This window comes from Streptomyces sp. NPDC051172 (genome assembly GCF_040682555.1).
Taxonomy (GTDB): Bacteria; Actinomycetota; Actinomycetes; order Streptomycetales; family Streptomycetaceae; genus Streptomyces.
In genome coordinates, this window is sequence record NZ_JBFBBE010000084.1 from 1 (window position 1) to 14,955 (window position 14,955).

Here is a 14,955-nt window from a genome sequence, read left to right on the forward strand (position 1 = left end):
CGCAAGCGGGATCAGTGATCTCAACCTTGCTGAGGCGTTCGAGCTCCGTTAGCCGAGCCGGTTGGACCGCCCCTCGGCTGTCGGCCGGGTCAGACCTTCAGCGTCCTGATCGACGTCGGGGCGTGCCCCGGCTCCGTCGCGAGTTCCTCGAACTCCACGACGTTGCTGATGTCGTTGGTGGTCGACATGGCGATGTTGGTGACGCGCTCCAGGATCGCCTCGACGACGACCGGCACCTGGAACTCGGCGGCGAGCTTCTTGGCCTGCTCCAGGGCCGCACCCAGTTCGTTCGGGTCGGTCACCCGGATCGCCTTGCAGCCCAGGCCCTCGGCGACCTTGACGTGGTCGACGCCGTAGACGCCGAGCTCGGGCGAGTTGATGTTCTCGAACTCCAGCTTCACCTGGAAGTCGATGTCGAACGCCCGCTGCGCCTGCCGGATCAGGCCGAGGTAGGAGTTGTTCACCAGGACATGGACGTACGGGATCCTGTGCTGCGCACCGACCGCCAGTTCCTCGATCATGAACTGGAAGTCGTAGTCGCCGGACAGGGCGACGACCTGCGCCTCCGGGTCCGCCTTCGCGACACCCAGCGCGGCCGGGACGGTCCAGCCGAGGGGGCCGGCCTGGCCGCAGTTGATCCAGTGGCGCGGCTTGAAGACGTGCAGCATCTGGGCGCCGGCGATCTGTGAGAGGCCGATCGTGGAGACGTATCGGGTCTCGGGTCCGAACGCCTTGTTCATCTCCTCGTAGACGCGCTGCGGCTTGATGGGGATGTCGTCGAAGTGCGTACGGCGCTGAAGAGTTGCCTTCTTCTCCTGTGCCGAGGCCGCCCACGCTGAGCGGTCGGGCAGCCTGCCGGCCGCCTTCAGCTCCCTTGCCACCTCGACGAAGAGCTCCAGAGCCGCCTTCGCGTCGGACGCGATGCCGTAGTCCGGGGCGAAGATCCTGCCGATCTGGGTGGGCTCGACGTCGACGTGGACGAACTTGCGGCCGGCCGTGTAGACGTCGAGCTTGCCGGTGTGGCGGTTGGCCCAGCGGTTGCCGATGCCGAGGACGAAGTCGGACTCCAGGAAGGTCGCGTTGCCGTAGCGGTGCGAGGTCTGCAGGCCCACCATGCCGGCGTTCAGCTCGTGGTCGTCGGGCAGGACGCCCCAGCCCATCAGGGTCGGGACGACCGGAGTACCGGTCAACTCGGCGAACTCGACGAGGAGTTCGGCGGCGTCGGCATTGATGACACCGCCGCCCGCGACGATCAGCGGCCGCTCGGACTCGTTCAGCAGCCCGATCGCCTTCTCGATCTGGGCGCGGGTCGCGGCCGGCTTGTAGACCGGGAGCGGCTCGTACGTCTCCGGGTCGAACTCGATCTCGGTGAGCTGCACGTCGATCGGCAGGTCGATGAGGACCGGGCCGGGACGTGCTGAGCGCATCAGGTGGAAGGCCTGCTGGAAGACGCCGGGCACCTGGGCGGCCTCGAGTACCGTGACGGCCATTTTCGCGACCGGCCTGGCGATCGAGGCGATGTCGACGGCCTGGAAGTCCTCTTTGTGGATCACGGCGGTCGGGGCCTGGCCCGTGATGCACAGGATCGGGATGGAGTCCCCGATCGCCGAGTACAGGCCGGTGATCATGTCGGTCCCCGCGGGCCCCGAAGTGCCGATGCAGACACCGATGTTGCCCGCGTGGGTACGGGTGTAGCCCTCGGCCATGTGCGAGGCGCCCTCGACATGGCGGGCGAGGGTGTGGTTGATGCCGCCGGAGGCCTTGAGCGCCGCGTAGAACGGGTTGATCGCCGCACCGGGCACACCGAACGCGTTGGTGACGCCCTCGCGCTTGAGGATCTCAACTGCCGCACGGGCAGCGGTCATACGTGCCATCGAGTACTCCTGCTTCGGCTGTCGGACCAGCCCTCCCGTCGCGCCCCGCGGTGAGCTCTTCCGTAATCGGCTTCCATTCACAGTTTCCACATTGTGGAAACTATTTTCTGCTATCTGGAAGCAATGTAGGTGGGCGGAGGAAGGCCGTCAAGAGACGGACAAGCGGGGGCCCGCTGGAGGACGATGTGGGCCATGTCAGAGAGCGTCTCGGTGCGCTGTCCGGCCTGTCGGCGCGAGCACCTCTACGTGGCGCCGTCGTATCCGTGCACGTGCGGGGCGCCGGTCGCCCCGTCGCTGGACCGGCACGGGACGGCGACGGCCGTCGCCCATCGGGCCTGGGCGGAGGACTGGGTCACCCTGCAGTGCGGCTCCTGCGGCCGCCGGGACCAGTGGCCGCGTCCGGAGCTGGGCTGTCCGTGCGGCACGGTGCTGCGGATCCCGGTGGCCGGACAGACCGCCGCGGCACAGGAGAGCGCCGAGGCCGCCCCCGCTCCGGCGAAGCGCCGCCGGCCCTTCCAGCCCGTCACCATCCGCACCGCCCGGGACGCGGTGACGGCCGCCGCCGTGTATCTGCGCTGGCTCGGCTACCGGGACATCCGCCGGGCCGACCAGCGGCCCCCCTCCGGCATCGGCATCGCCGCGCGCGGCCTGCTGGCCCAGGTCGACCCGACCGTGCGCCCGGCCTCACTGCGGGACGTGGAGTGCCTGTGGCTGACCGCCATGACGGAGTCGGCGGGCTGCGCCTACTTCTCCCTGGCCGGCTACACCACCGACGCCCGCTCCCGGGCGGACACCCTCGGCGTGCCCCTGTTCGTCCTGGACCTCACGGGCGCCCCGCAACCGGTCAACGGCCTCGCCGACGAACTGGACGCCACCGGCGTGCGGTAGCCGTGGGCACCCCCGCTCGGTGCGGTACCGCAGAGCGATGTCGTAGCAGCCCGGGACGGTGAGCAGGTCGACGATGATGCCGGCCGGCCGGGACGTGGCCTACGAGCGGCGCAGCGGCCGCACCGGTCCGGGCGCGGGCCGGCCAAGCTGCAGGGCGGAGGAACTCGGCTCGCACCTGGGCGGACAGAGCGCGGACGCGGACACGGGCCTCGTCGATCTGCTGGAGCGCCACGGCTTCGAACCCCGGCCGTCCTTCTGACGGGCGATGCTGCGTGCTGCTCCAGCCGGCCGCCTGGCTACAGGGCGTACTTCTCCCGCAGCTCGACCTTCCGCACCTTCCCGGACACCGTCATCGGGAAGGCCTCCAGGATCTGCAGCCGGCTCGGCACCTTGTAGTGGGCGAGCCGGCCCTCGCAGAAGGCGCGCACCTCCTCCAGGGTCGGCGGGTCGGCCGGGTCGCGCGCGATGGCGCAGGCGAGGACCTCCTCGCCGTAGCGTTCGTGCGGTACGCCCACGACCTGGACGTCCGCGATCTTCGGGTGGCCGTAGAGGAACTCCTCGATCTCGCGCGGGTAGATGTTCTCGCCACCCCGGATGATCATGTCCTTGATGCGGCCGACGATCTCGACGTAGCCGTCCTCGCGCATCACCGCCAGGTCGCCGGTGTGCATCCAGCGGCCGGGGTCGACGGCCTCGGCCGTCTTCTCGGGCTCGTTCCAGTAGCCGAGCATCACGCTGTAGCCGCGCGTGCACAACTCGCCCGGGACACCCCGGGGTCGGGTCACTCCGGTCGCCGGGTCGACGACCTTCACCTCGATGTGCGGCAGGACCCGGCCGACCGTCCCGGTGCGGTGTTCCAGGTCGTCGTCCCTGCGGGTCTGCAGGGAGACCGGGGAGGTCTCCGTCATGCCGTAGCAGATGGAGACCTCCTCCATGTGCATCTCGGCGACCACCCGCTTCATCACCTCGACCGGGCAGGGCGAGCCCGCCATGATGCCGGTGCGGAGGGTGGAGAGGTCGTAGCTCGCGAAGTCGGGGAGGTTCAGCTCCGCGATGAACATGGTCGGGACGCCGTACAGGGAGGTGCAGCGCTCCTGCTGGACGGCTTCGAGGGTGGCCTTCGGGTCGAAGGACGGGGCCGGGATGACCATGCACGCGCCGTGCGAGGTCGCCGCGAGGTTGCCCATCACCATGCCGAAGCAGTGGTAGAAGGGCACGGGGATGCAGATCCGGTCCTGCTCGGTGTAGGCGATCAACTCACCCACGAAATAACCGTTGTTGAGGATGTTGTGATGGGAGAGCGTGGCCCCCTTGGGGAAGCCCGTGGTGCCCGAGGTGTACTGGATGTTGATGGGGTCGTCGCAGGACAGTTCCTCGTACGAGGCCTCGGCCGTCCCGCGGCCGAGCAGCGCCTGCCAGCTCGGGTCGCCGATGTACACGACCTCGCGCAACTCGGGGCAGCGGCCCCGCACCTGGTCGACCATCGCCCGGTAGTCGCTCGTCTTGTGGCTGTGGGAGGCGAACAGCAGGGAGATACCGGCCTGCTTGAGGACGTACTCGACCTCGTGGGTGCGGTAGGCCGGGTTGATGTTCACCATGATCGCGCCGATCCGGGCGGTGGCGTACTGGACCAGCACCCACTCGGCGCAGTTGACCGCCCAGATCCCCACCCGGTCGCCCTTGGCCACCCCGCTCGCCACCAGCGCCCGCGCCAGCTCATCGACGTCCGCCCCGAATCGGGCGTACGTCCAGCGCCGCCCAGACTCCACGTCCACCAGCGCCTCGCGGTCCGGCCAGGCAGCCACGGCCCGGTCCAGGTTGGCGCCGATGGTGTCCCCGAGCAGGACGGTCGGGCTCGTCCCGTGCGTGTACGACAGTGCCGTCACCGGAAGTCCTCCTCGCGGTACTCGTCGGCCGAGCCCGCGGCGGTCGCCTCGCGCAGCTCGATCCGGCGGATCTTGCCGGAGACGGTCTTGGGCAGCGGCGCGAACTCCAGGCGGCGGATGCGCTTGTAGGGGGCGAGGACCTCGCGGGAGTGCTCGAACAACACCTTCGCGGTGTCGGGGCCCGGCTGCCAGCCCTCGGCGAGGACGACGTACGCCTTGGGGACGGCGAGGCGCAGCTCGTCCGGGGCGGGCACGACGGCCGCCTCGGCCACCGCCTCGTGCTCCAGCAGGGCGCTCTCCAGCTCGAAGGGGCTGATCTTGTAGTCGGATGCCTTGAAGACGTCGTCGGCGCGGCCCACGTAGGTGATGTAGCCGTCGGCGTCGCGGGAGCCGATGTCGCCGGTGCGGTAGTAGCCGCCGGCCATCGCCTCCGCCGTACGGTCCGGATCGCCGTGGTAGCCGGTCATCAGACCGACGGGCCGGGCCGACAGATCGAGGGCGATCTCGCCCTCGGTGGCTCCGGGGGCGCCCGTCACCGGGTCGAGGAGCTCGACCTCGTAGCCCGGGCTCGGCCGTCCCATCGAGCCGGTCTTGAGTTCCTGCCCCGGGCTGTTGGCGACCTGCACGGCCGTCTCGGTCTGTCCGAAGCCGTCCCGGATGGTGATGCCCCAGGCGCGCCGGACCTGCTCGATGACCTCGGGGTTCAGGGGCTCGCCCGCCGCCACGACCTCGCGCGGCGGGGTGCGCAGCTGGGTCAGGTCGGCCTGGATGAGCATCCGCCACACGGTGGGCGGGGCGCAGAAGGTGGTCACCCCGGCCCGGTCCATCTCGGCCATCAGCCGGGCCGCGTCGAAGCGGGTGTAGTTGTGGATGAAGACGGTCGCCTCCGCGTTCCACGGGGCGAACAGGTTCGACCAGGCGTGCTTGGCCCAGCCGGGCGAGGAGATGTTCAGGTGCACGTCACCGGGCTTGAGGCCGACCCAGTACATCGTCGCCAGGTGGCCGATCGGGTACGAGGTGTGGGTGTGCTCGACCAGCTTGGGCCGGGCGGTGGTGCCCGAGGTGAAGTACAGCATCAGCGGGTCGTCCGCGAGGGTCGGGCCGTCCGGCGTGAAGTCGGCGGAGGCGGCGTACGCGTCCTCGTAGGCCCGCCAGCCCTCGGGGGCCCCGCCCACCGCGATACGCGTGTACGTGCCGGGCACCTCGTCGAACTTGCCGGTGTCCTCGGCCCGTACCAGCACATGCCGGACCCGCCCGCGGTCGACGCGGTCCCGCAGGTCGGCGGGGCCGAGCAGCGGGGTGGCCGGGATGACGACGGCGCGCAGCTTCATCGCCGCGAGGGCCGTCTCCCACAGCTCGGCCTGGTTGCCGAGCATGACGAGGATCCGGTCCTCGGCGCGGACACCGCGCTCGCGCAGCCAGTTCGCCACCCGGTCGGAGCGGTCGGACATCTCCGCGAACGAGACCCGGACCTCGCTCCCGTCCTCCTCGACGATGTGCAGGGCGGTCCGGTCGTTGCCGTCGGCGATGACGTCGAACCAGTCGAGCGCCCAGTTGAAACGCTCGGGCCTGGGCCAGCTGAAACCCTCGTACGCCTTCGCGTAGTCCTCGCGGTGCTCCAGCAGGAAGTCCCGCGCACCGCGGAAGAGCTCCGTCGCCGTCGTCATCGTCGTTTTCCTCCTCGCCTTCTTTGGTCGTTCACCTCCGGGGCGCTCCCTGCCGGTGTCGAGGACCCGACCGTGCTCAGCCCTTCGGGCCTGCGCACGCTCGGGCCCTCGACACCGGCGCGCCCCTTCGGCTCACTCCGGTACCGGACCATTGCCGGGCGGCTCTCTGTCATCGTGTAATCCGTGATGCACGTCTCACTACCCCCGAACGGGGGTGTGCGCTGCAAGGAGAGGGCGAGCAGGTGACAGCAGACGCGGCCGGGACGGTCGAGATACGCAGTGCGCTGGTACGGCTGCGGCGCACGACCGGGCTGCCGGTCGCCTTCGGCGGTCTGGTGGAGCCGGGGCGCCGGCACATGCGCATCAGCGAGCTCAGCGGCACCGAGACGCCCGCGCTGAGCGGACTGCCGGTGACCTCCGGCAACGGCCTGGGCGGCCGGGCGGTGGCGCTCGCCCGGCCGTGCGCGGTGACGGACTACTCCTCCTCGCGGCAGATCAGCCACGAGTACGACATCCCGGTCGCCACGGAGGGACTGCATTCGATCCTCGCGGTTCCGGTGGTCGTACGCCGCCGGGTACGGGGTGTGCTCTACGGCGCCCTGCGCACGGCGCAGCCGCTCGGGGACCGGACCCTGGGCGCGGCGATGGAGGCCGCGCGGGACGTGGAGCAGGCGCTGGCCGTGGGGGACGAGGCGCGGGGGCTGCTGGCGGCGGCCGCCCGCAGCGAGCCGGAGCGGGGTCCGGCGGCGGGTGCCGCCTGGGAGCAGGTGCGGGAGGCCCACGCGGCCCTGCGGGCGCTGGCACCGCGGATCGCCGACCCGGCGCTGCGGGCGGAACTGCTCGGCGTGTGCGGGCTGCTGACCCCGAGGACGCGGGCTCACGGGGTCGATCTGGCCCCCCGTGAACTGGATGTACTGGCCTGTGTGGCGGCGGGGGCCACGAACGCGGTGGCCGCCGAGCGGCTCGGGCTGCGTACCGAGACGGTCAAGGGGTACCTGCGGTCGGCGATGCGGAAACTGGGTGCTCACACGCGGGGCGAGGCGGTGGCCGCGGCGCGCCGGGCGGGGCTGCTGCCGTAGCGCTCCATTCGTTCACCGGAGCCTTGAATTTCTCCATGCCTGACCGTTGTTATATCCCTCACCACGGCGTCCGTCCGAATTTCAAGGGGAGATTGCCTAGAATTTGGCCCGAACACGACACTCGGAGGGGAGCGGTGACCGTGCGAGGGGACTTGAGGGAGCCTGCCAGACGCCACCCCGACCTGGTCATCGGCCGGGACGAGCTGCTCAGCGCGGCGCGGGAGCAGCTCGCGCGGGGCGGCAGCGTGCTGCTCCACGGCCCCGCCGGAATAGGAAAGTCGACCGCTCTGCGGGCATTGGCATCCGAATACGGGACAGCCGCCCGCACCGTGCTGCGCTGCTCGGCGACCGAGTCCGAATCCCACCTCCCCTTCCTGGCCCTCGCCGACCTGCTCGGCCTGGTCGTGGACCAGGTGTACGACAAGCTGCCCGCCGCCCAGCGCACGGCACTGGAGTCGGCGCTCACCGGCCGCGGCGAGTCCACCCTCCAGCGCGACGGCCTCGCCCTGCGCCTGGCCGTCCTGTCGGCGCTGCGCGCGCTCGCCGAGCAGGGCCCCGTCCTCGTCGTGGCGGACGATCTGCAGTGGCTGGACCCCGCGAGCGCGGAGCTCCTCGGCTTCGCCGCCCGCCGACTGGGCGACACCCCGGTGCAACTGCTGAGCGCGGTACGCACCGAGGGCCAGGAGTACGACCGCCACCTGAGCGCCTCCCCGCCCGACACCCTGGCCGTGCGGCTCGGCGGGCTCTCCCGCGCCCAGGTGTCCGCGCTCCTCGACCACCGCGGCTACACCGGCCTGCCGCGGTCCACCGTCCGGGACATCCACCGCACCAGTGGCGGCAACCCGTTCTTCGCCCTCGAACTGGGCCGGGCCCTGGCCGAGAGCCCGACCCCGCCGCGGCCCGGCGAGCCGCTGCCGGTGCCCACCTCGCTGCGCGCCCTCGTACTGAACCGGCTCGACATGCTCTCCGTCGAGGCCCGCCGCACCCTGCTGGTGGCCAGCGTGGGCGCCCGTCCCACCCTGGCCCTGCTGCACGAGGCCGGCCGGGAGAACGCCGAGGCCGAGACGGCGCAGGCCGCCGAACTCGGACTGCTGGCGACCGAGCCGGAGGGCCCCGCCGTACGCTTCGCCCATCCGCTGATCTCGGCCGCGCTGTACGCGGAGGCGCCCGCGCAGGACCGGCGGGCCGCACACGCCGCGCTGTCCACGGCGGCCTCCGACCCGATCGAGCGCGCCCGCCATCTCGCGCTCGCGACCACCGGCACCGACCCGGAGGCCGCGGCCCGGCTCGCCGAGGCCGCAGCCACGGCCCGGGACCGCGGGGCACCCTCGGTCGCCGCCTCGCTCGGACTGCTCGCCGCCCGGCACACCCCGGCCGACGGGGAGCCGGGCCCGGACGAGCGCCGGCTGGAGGCAGCCGAGGACGCGATCACCGCCGGCGAGGTGGACCTCGCCCGGGACATCGCCCGCGACGTGCTGACCCGGGCCGCCGAGCCCGCGGACCGGGTGCGGGCCTGGATGGTGGTCATCGAGGCGGCCGGGCAGGCCCTCGGCGAGGTCGACACCGTCTACCCGCAGGCGCTGGCCGACGCCGGCGACGATCCGGGGCTGCTGGCCCAGGTCCACTACCAGCTGGCCTGGCGCGGACTGGTCGTGGAGGGCGACTTCGCCATCGGCCGGGAGGAGGCCTCGCACGCCGCCGAGCTCGCCGCGCGGGCCGGCGACCGCCGCACCGAACTCCTCGCGCTGGCCTTCCAGGCGACGACCGAGACCCTGATGGGTCACCCGGACGCCCCGGCGACCATCAAACGCGCGCTGAAGGAACCTCAGCTCCCCGACGTGGCCTGCCACCACAACGGGGCGGGCGCGACCCGCTACCGGTGGCTGATCATGAGCGACCAGCTGCCCGAGGCCCGGTCCACCGTCAACGCGCTGCTGCGCGAGGCACGCCGGCGCGGCATGGTCGAGAGCGAGGTGCACTTCGTGCGTCTGCTCGCCGAGACGGAACTGCGCTCCGGGCACTGCGGCCGGGCCCTCGACCTGGCCCGGGAGAGCATGCGGCTGGCCCGTGACTCGGGGATCGGCGAGATGTCCTCCGCCGTGCTCGCCTCCCTCGCGGAGGCCTCCGGCGGGGACGTGGAGCGGGCGCTGACGCTGGGCCGCGAGGCGGTGGAGCTGGCCGAGCGGGCCGGCGACCAGATGTACATCTCCCGGGGGCTGACCGCGCTCGGGCACGCCCAACTGGTCGCCGGGGACGCCGAGGGCGCGGTCCGCTCGCTGCGCCGGGTGCGGGACCTGGAGAACGGGCTCGGCATCACCGACCCCGCGCGCGGCCGCTGGCACGGCGACCTCGCCGAGGCCCTCGTCCGCATCGGCGAGACCGACGAGGCGCAGCAACTCCTCGACGTGGCGCGCGAACACGCCCTGCGGCTCGGGCGCGCGGGCGTGCTGGCCGTCCTGGACCGGGCCGAGGCACTGGTGCGGGCCGCACGCGGGGAGCACGAGGCCGCGCTCGCCCAGTTGACGTCGGCGCAGGACCGGCTCGCCAAGCTGGGCTACGGCCTGGAGGAGGCCCGCGCCGCGTTCGCGCTGGCGTCGCTGCGTCCCGGCCGGACGGGGCGCGCGTCGTACGACGAGGCGGCCCGGCTGTTCCGCCGTTGCAGGGCGCTGCCCTGGGTGCGTCAGGTGGAGGCGGCGGCCGTGGCGAGCCCGGTGGAACCGATCGCCCCCACCGCCGCGTCGGAGGGCCTGGAAGGTCTCGCCGCGATGGAACGTCAGGTCGCCGCGCTCGTCATGGAGGGCGCGACCAACCGGGAGATCGCCGCGCGGCTGTTCATCAGCGTGAAGACGGTCGAGGCAACACTGACCCGGGTCTACCGCAAGCTGGGGATCCGCTCGCGTGTGGATATCGTCCGTTTGGCGGCGGCACGGCGAGCGAAGTGACGGCGCGCCAGGTTAACTGAACCCGACCGAGGGTTTTCCCTTACACAACCCCCTAGGGGGTTCCCTCATTGGGAGCCGGGGGTTCCGCGTCCTAGCTTGAGGACGTGCCGCTCGCCCGGGCATACGGGGGTCGGTCCCGCGGCCCCCGTGCTCAACCCCCCACGCCCGCGCGACCCCCACCGGCAACCCCCACTGAGGAGACTCATGTTCGGGTCCAACCGTGCCAGGAAGACCGCCGCGGTACTGACGGCGGCCGCTGCAGCGGCCGCCACCGCACTGCTCGGCGCACCTTCCGCGGCAGCCGCGCCCCAGCCCATCGTGGGCGGCTCCACGACCACGACCACGGCCTACCCGTTCGTCATGCAGATCACGGACGCCTCGCAGAACCAGTTCTGCGGCGGCACCCTCGTCTCCGCCACCAAGGTGATCACCGCCGCTCACTGCATGGTCGGGGAGAGCACCGGCAACGTCAGAGTCGTCGGCGGCCGCACCTATCTGAACGGCACCAACGGCACGGTCAGCAAGGTCAGCAAGATCTGGATCAACCCGGACTACACGGACGCCACCAACGGCAACGACGTGGCCGTACTGACGCTGTCGACGTCGATGCCGTACACGACGGCCTCGTACGTCTCGTCCTCGGACACCTCGGTGTACGCGGCCGGCACCACCGCCCGCATCCTCGGATGGGGCACCACCTCGGAGAACGGCAGCTCCTCCAACCAGCTGCGGACCGCGACCGTGCCGATCGTGGCCGACGCCGGCTGCAAGAGCTCCTACGGTTCTGACTTCGTCCAGACCGACATGGTTTGCGCCGGATACACATCCGGCGGCGTAGACACCTGCCAGGGCGACAGCGGCGGTCCCCTGCTCATCGGGGGCGTCCTGGCAGGGATCACTTCATGGGGCAACGGCTGCGCGGAGGCCGGGTACCCGGGTGTGTACACCCGGCTGACCACCTTCTCCAGCCTGGTGACCGCGCAGGTCAACTCGTAGGACGAGTGCTCCAGAAGATCTCCTGAGCACCCCTCAGGTGAGAGACAAGGGGGCGTTGCGGGCTACCACGAGCAGCTCGCAGCGCCCCCTTTCCATGCGCTGCTCGTCGCGCAGGTGGCACTACTTGTCGGCGGTGAGCTTGCCCGCCGCGCCCCAGCTGTCCGTCGGCACCTCGTGGATCCACACCTGAACGGTCTCGGCCGGGATCCGGTAGGCGTCGACGAAGGCGTCGGTGATGCGCTTGACGAGGTCCCGCTTGAGCTCGGTGTCGCGGGGACCCTGCTGGACGGTGACGATCGGCATGACTGAACTCCCTTGAACAGGCTGCTTGTCGGGGCCTGATGCGGCCCCTTTCGATGAGTCCAGTCCATCGCGTCGGGCGCCCGTGACCAAGAATCAGACCGCGACCGCAGCGATCAGTTCTCGTGATCGCCGCAGGCCAGCAGCAGGGTGTCCAGGTGAGGGGGCGGGGCACTCACGGGCACGGCGAGGCCCGTCGACAGGGCGAGGCCCGGCGCACGGAACGGTACGAAGGCGACGCGGGGGCTGCGCAGCACGCGCGCGTGGGACGCGTACACGACGGTCCACAGCGGGCGGCTGCCGATGGTGGCGGGGGTGTCCTGGAGGGAGCCGCTCGCCGGTCCGGGCAGCGGCTCGAACCCGGCCTCGTAGCAGGCGCCGACGACCAGGTCGACCAGGGCGGGGTTGTTGCGGCGCTCGGTGAGGGCGAGCGGGACCTCGGCCAGTTCCTCGATGCCGATCTCCGCGCGGCCGGCAAGCGGGTGCGTGGCGGGGAGGGCGGCCACCAGCGGATCGGGCCACAGGGGCAGCACGCGTACGCCCGACACCGGTTCGACGGCCCGTACGAAAGCGGCGTCCAACTGGCCGCCCGCGACCCGGGCCAGGCGTTCTGCGACCGGCAGCGAGAACAGCTCGACGGGCACGTCCGGCGCGCGGCGCGCGAACGCGGCGAGCACACGGTCGAGATGCGTACCCAGGCCCGTGCTGGTGCCGATCCTCAGGCCGGGCGGCGGGGCGACGACGGCACGCGCCCGGTCGGCCGCCGCCAGCACCTCGCGCGCCTCGGGCAGCAGCCGCTCCCCCGCCGCCGTGAGCCGCACCCGGCGCGGCGTCCGGTCGAACAGCTCGGCGCCCAGCTCCCGCTCCAGGCGCTGTATCTGCATGCTCACCGCGGACTGCACGATGTGCAGCCGCTCGGCCGCCCGCCCGAAGTGCAGTTCCTCGGCGACGGTCACGAAATAGGTGAGCTGCCGCAGTTCCATGGGCTCGACTCTAGAGGGGCCGGGCGGGCGGCTGTTTGAATCAGCGCCCGAGGGACGCGAGCGGAGCTGAGCTTCGCCGCGATGTCCCTGCTGGTGATCGTGGTGCCGAGCCCCAGCGTCCTGTTCGTCATCGGCCGCACGCTCGCCCACGGACGCCGTACGGCGGTGGCGACGGCGGTCGGCAACGTGTTCGGCTCGTATCTGCTGGTGGTGGCGGTCGTGATCGGGACCGCACCTGGTTCGCCTTCCCCCATGGACCGCCGTCTGTCGACGATCGGCGGCGCGGGCGGCTCCGCGACGACCGGGCTGGGCCTGACGGTGGCGGTGACGGGCCGGGCGGACTGAGCCCTTACGGCATCACGGTCCCGAACCGGATGTCGTACGACGTCCCCGGATGCATGGTGTCGAGCATCCGCGCCGCTTCTTCCTCGAGTTCCGCGCGCTGGGCCTTGCCGAGTGCGCCGAACGGCTCGATGACGAGCGCGCCCTCCGCCAGCCTCCACACCCCCGCCAGGAAGCCGTCGACGAGGAACGTGCAGTACGCCTGATTGCCCACCCAGCTGCGCCCCCAGTACTCGGCCGGAACGACCCGGGTGCGGTCGGCATGGGAGAGGAGCAGGTTGTCGAACTCGGGGAGGAAACGGGGCGGCGCCGGAGTCTCCGCGTCGGGCCGCGGCGCCTCCGGCAGATCGAAGAGCTCGACGCCACTCTCGTCCCGAAAGGTGACGAGCCGCGGCCGAAGCCGCTCGAAGACATCACGCAGCCGGGTCAGCCCGGCCCAGGTCTGCATGTCCTTGACGGATGCGGGCCCGAAGGCGGCGAGGTAGCGCAGGACGGTGGCGTCGGGGGACGGGGCGGTTTCGGCGGGGGGTGCGGACGAGGTCTGGGCGGCCGGCGAGGCCGCGGTCGGGGCGATTGCACTCACCGGAGTGGTGCCCGGCGCAACCGCGGCGAGCGACACCGCAGCCGACGAAGTCACGCCCGGTGCTGTCGCACACGGCGAAGCCGCGCTCGGTGTGGACACACTCGACGAAGCCGCACCGTCTGCAGCCGGGGCGGGCGAAGCCGCACCCGGCGCCACCGCGGCCGGCGAAGCCGCGCCGGGGGCAACCGCACTCGACGCAGCCCGGCCCTCTGCAGCCGCGGCAGGCGAAGCCGCACCCGGGACAGCCACAGACGACGAAGCCGCGTCCGGTGCCACCACAGCCGACGAAACCGCGTCGGGGACAACCGCAGCCGACGAAGCCGTGCCTTGTGCGGTCGCGGCGGGCCTGGCCACCTCCGGTGCAGCCGCGGTCGACGAAGTCCCGCCCGGTGCTGTCGGGCTCGGCGGATTCGTGACCGGTGAAGTCGCGGTCGACGAAGCGGTGGCGGGGGGCATCGAGCGGGCGGCCGGGGTGCGGCCCAGCCAGTGTTCCGCTGTGGTCAGGGCGACCTGGCCGCTTTTCCCCCACAGTCCGCGCGGGGTGACCTGGACGAGGGGGAGCTTGCAGCGGGCGGCGATGGCGAGGGCCTGTGGGTCGGCATCCGGCCACTCGGCCTGCAGGGCCTCGCGCAGCTGCTTCATGGTGCGCGGCTCGGCCTCGACGAGATCGCGGGCGAGGGCGGCGAGTCGGTCGAGGTCCACGCCCACAAGTCCCTTGCGGAAGTTGGTGAGTTCACGGTCACGGGCCGACTGGACGAGCGGACGCAGGGTGAGGGCGTCGGCGGCGGTGTGGGTGTGGATGGTCGAGCGCATGGTGACGATACGGACGACCTCGCGGTCCGCCATCAGCCCGGACAGCTCCTCGGGGGTGAAGCCGTCGAGGCGGGCGGCGAGCGCGTAGTACGGCGGCTTGACGTTCTGCGCCTGGAGCCCGAGGAGATGCTCGACGGCGGCCTTGGCCGAGAGCGGGGACCGGCGCAGGAGCAGCTGCCGTTCGAGGGTCGCGCGGTTGAGGGCGCGGGTACCGAGCACAGGAGCCGTCACCGTCGTCTTCGTCATGCCCCGCACGCTAGCCGTGCTTGCGGACACCTGCTGTCCGCAGGTCTCACGGAGCCCCTGACGCCCAGGCCACCCCGGCGCCGTTTTCCAATACCCCCTAGTACCCGACCGTGCCGTGAAAGCCCCGGACGGCCAGCGACAGTAGGGGCCGACGGTTGGTGAGGAAGGACAGGGCGGGTGTCGGCGCGGTCTCCACCTCGGTGCGGCCCGCCGTCGGTCGCCCCTGGATGCGCAAGGGGACACGGCACATGGTTCCGTCAGGCAGCTCCTGGACCCGACGGGCGCGGCAGCCGTGGTCCCCGTGCGGGTGGCTCGCAAGCGCTGCACGAATCCCCGAGCTACTGGGCACCGCCACT

At 71.8% G+C, this 14,955-nt stretch carries 12 protein-coding genes and 2 pseudogenes; 6 read left to right on the forward strand and 8 right to left on the reverse strand.

Going from position 1 to position 14,955, the window contains the following annotated elements; genetic code table 11:
• Positions 1-89: 89 nt before the first annotated feature.
• On the reverse strand, positions 90-1,874 hold the full coding sequence (gene gcl / locus AB0N07_RS35870) for a glyoxylate carboligase (RefSeq protein ID WP_365842450.1): 1,785 nt from the start codon (positions 1,872-1,874) through the stop codon (positions 90-92).
• Positions 1,875-2,057: 183 nt separating this feature from the next.
• On the opposite strand from gcl, the gene AB0N07_RS35875 reads away from it, so the two are divergent.
• Together AB0N07_RS35875 and AB0N07_RS35880 are read left to right on the forward strand one after the other, a co-directional pair.
• The gene (locus AB0N07_RS35875) at positions 2,058-2,762 is read left to right on the forward strand and encodes a hypothetical protein (protein ID WP_365842452.1); all 705 of its coding nucleotides are present in this window, start codon (positions 2,058-2,060) and stop codon (positions 2,760-2,762) included.
• A gap of 58 nt (positions 2,763-2,820) precedes the next feature.
• Positions 2,821-3,021: a hypothetical protein gene (locus AB0N07_RS35880; RefSeq protein ID WP_365842454.1), complete on the forward strand. Its 201-nt coding sequence runs from the start codon at positions 2,821-2,823 to the stop codon at positions 3,019-3,021.
• A 37-nt stretch (positions 3,022-3,058) separates the two neighbouring features.
• Here AB0N07_RS35880 and AB0N07_RS35885 read toward each other — a convergent pair whose 3' ends face one another.
• Positions 3,059-4,648, reverse strand: coding sequence for an AMP-binding protein (locus tag AB0N07_RS35885; protein ID WP_365842456.1), 1,590 nt, complete (start codon positions 4,646-4,648; stop codon positions 3,059-3,061).
• Positions 4,645-6,315, reverse strand: coding sequence for an AMP-binding protein (locus AB0N07_RS35890; protein ID WP_365842458.1), 1,671 nt, complete (start codon positions 6,313-6,315; stop codon positions 4,645-4,647). The genes AB0N07_RS35885 and AB0N07_RS35890 overlap by 4 nt, the downstream gene beginning before the upstream one ends.
• Positions 6,316-6,557: 242 nt before the next feature.
• Between AB0N07_RS35890 and AB0N07_RS35895 the strand changes: the two genes are divergently transcribed.
• The 3 genes from AB0N07_RS35895 to AB0N07_RS35905 all read left to right on the forward strand — a co-directional run bounded on the left by AB0N07_RS35895 (position 6,558) and on the right by AB0N07_RS35905 (position 11,332).
• Positions 6,558-7,394 (forward strand): helix-turn-helix transcriptional regulator, encoded by an 837-nt coding sequence (locus AB0N07_RS35895; RefSeq protein WP_365842460.1) that lies wholly within the window; start codon positions 6,558-6,560, stop codon positions 7,392-7,394.
• Positions 7,395-7,528: 134 nt separating this feature from the next.
• A complete protein-coding gene (locus AB0N07_RS35900; RefSeq protein WP_365842462.1) occupies positions 7,529-10,336 on the forward strand; it encodes an AAA family ATPase in 2,808 nt (935 codons plus the stop codon).
• A 204-nt stretch (positions 10,337-10,540) separates the two neighbouring features.
• Positions 10,541-11,332, forward strand: a complete 792-nt coding sequence (locus tag AB0N07_RS35905) for a serine protease (protein ID WP_365842464.1) — start codon at positions 10,541-10,543, stop codon at positions 11,330-11,332.
• A 120-nt stretch (positions 11,333-11,452) separates the two neighbouring features.
• On the opposite strand, the gene dmpI is transcribed toward AB0N07_RS35905, so the two are convergent.
• Positions 11,453-11,635, reverse strand: a complete 183-nt coding sequence (gene dmpI / locus AB0N07_RS35910) for a 4-oxalocrotonate tautomerase DmpI (RefSeq protein WP_030940445.1) — start codon at positions 11,633-11,635, stop codon at positions 11,453-11,455.
• Positions 11,636-11,748: 113 nt separating this feature from the next.
• Positions 11,749-12,615: a LysR family transcriptional regulator gene (locus tag AB0N07_RS35915; protein ID WP_365842466.1), complete on the reverse strand. Its 867-nt coding sequence runs from the start codon at positions 12,613-12,615 to the stop codon at positions 11,749-11,751.
• A gap of 81 nt (positions 12,616-12,696) precedes the next feature.
• Between AB0N07_RS35915 and AB0N07_RS35920 the strand changes: the two genes are divergently transcribed.
• Positions 12,697-12,960: a hypothetical protein gene (locus AB0N07_RS35920; RefSeq protein ID WP_365842468.1), complete on the forward strand. Its 264-nt coding sequence runs from the start codon at positions 12,697-12,699 to the stop codon at positions 12,958-12,960.
• 4 nt (positions 12,961-12,964) lie between these two features.
• Here the strand turns inward: AB0N07_RS35920 and AB0N07_RS35925 are convergent.
• The 3 genes and pseudogenes from AB0N07_RS35925 to AB0N07_RS35935 all read right to left on the reverse strand — a co-directional run.
• Positions 12,965-13,480: pseudogene (locus tag AB0N07_RS35925) on the reverse strand (winged helix DNA-binding domain-containing protein); the annotation flags it as partial.
• Positions 13,481-13,705: 225 nt separating this feature from the next.
• Positions 13,706-14,599 (reverse strand): annotated as a pseudogene (locus AB0N07_RS35930) (crosslink repair DNA glycosylase YcaQ family protein); the annotation flags it as partial.
• 97 nt (positions 14,600-14,696) lie between these two features.
• Positions 14,697-14,834, reverse strand: a complete 138-nt coding sequence (locus AB0N07_RS35935) for a hypothetical protein (protein WP_365842470.1) — start codon at positions 14,832-14,834, stop codon at positions 14,697-14,699.
• Positions 14,835-14,955: the final 121 nt, after the last annotated feature.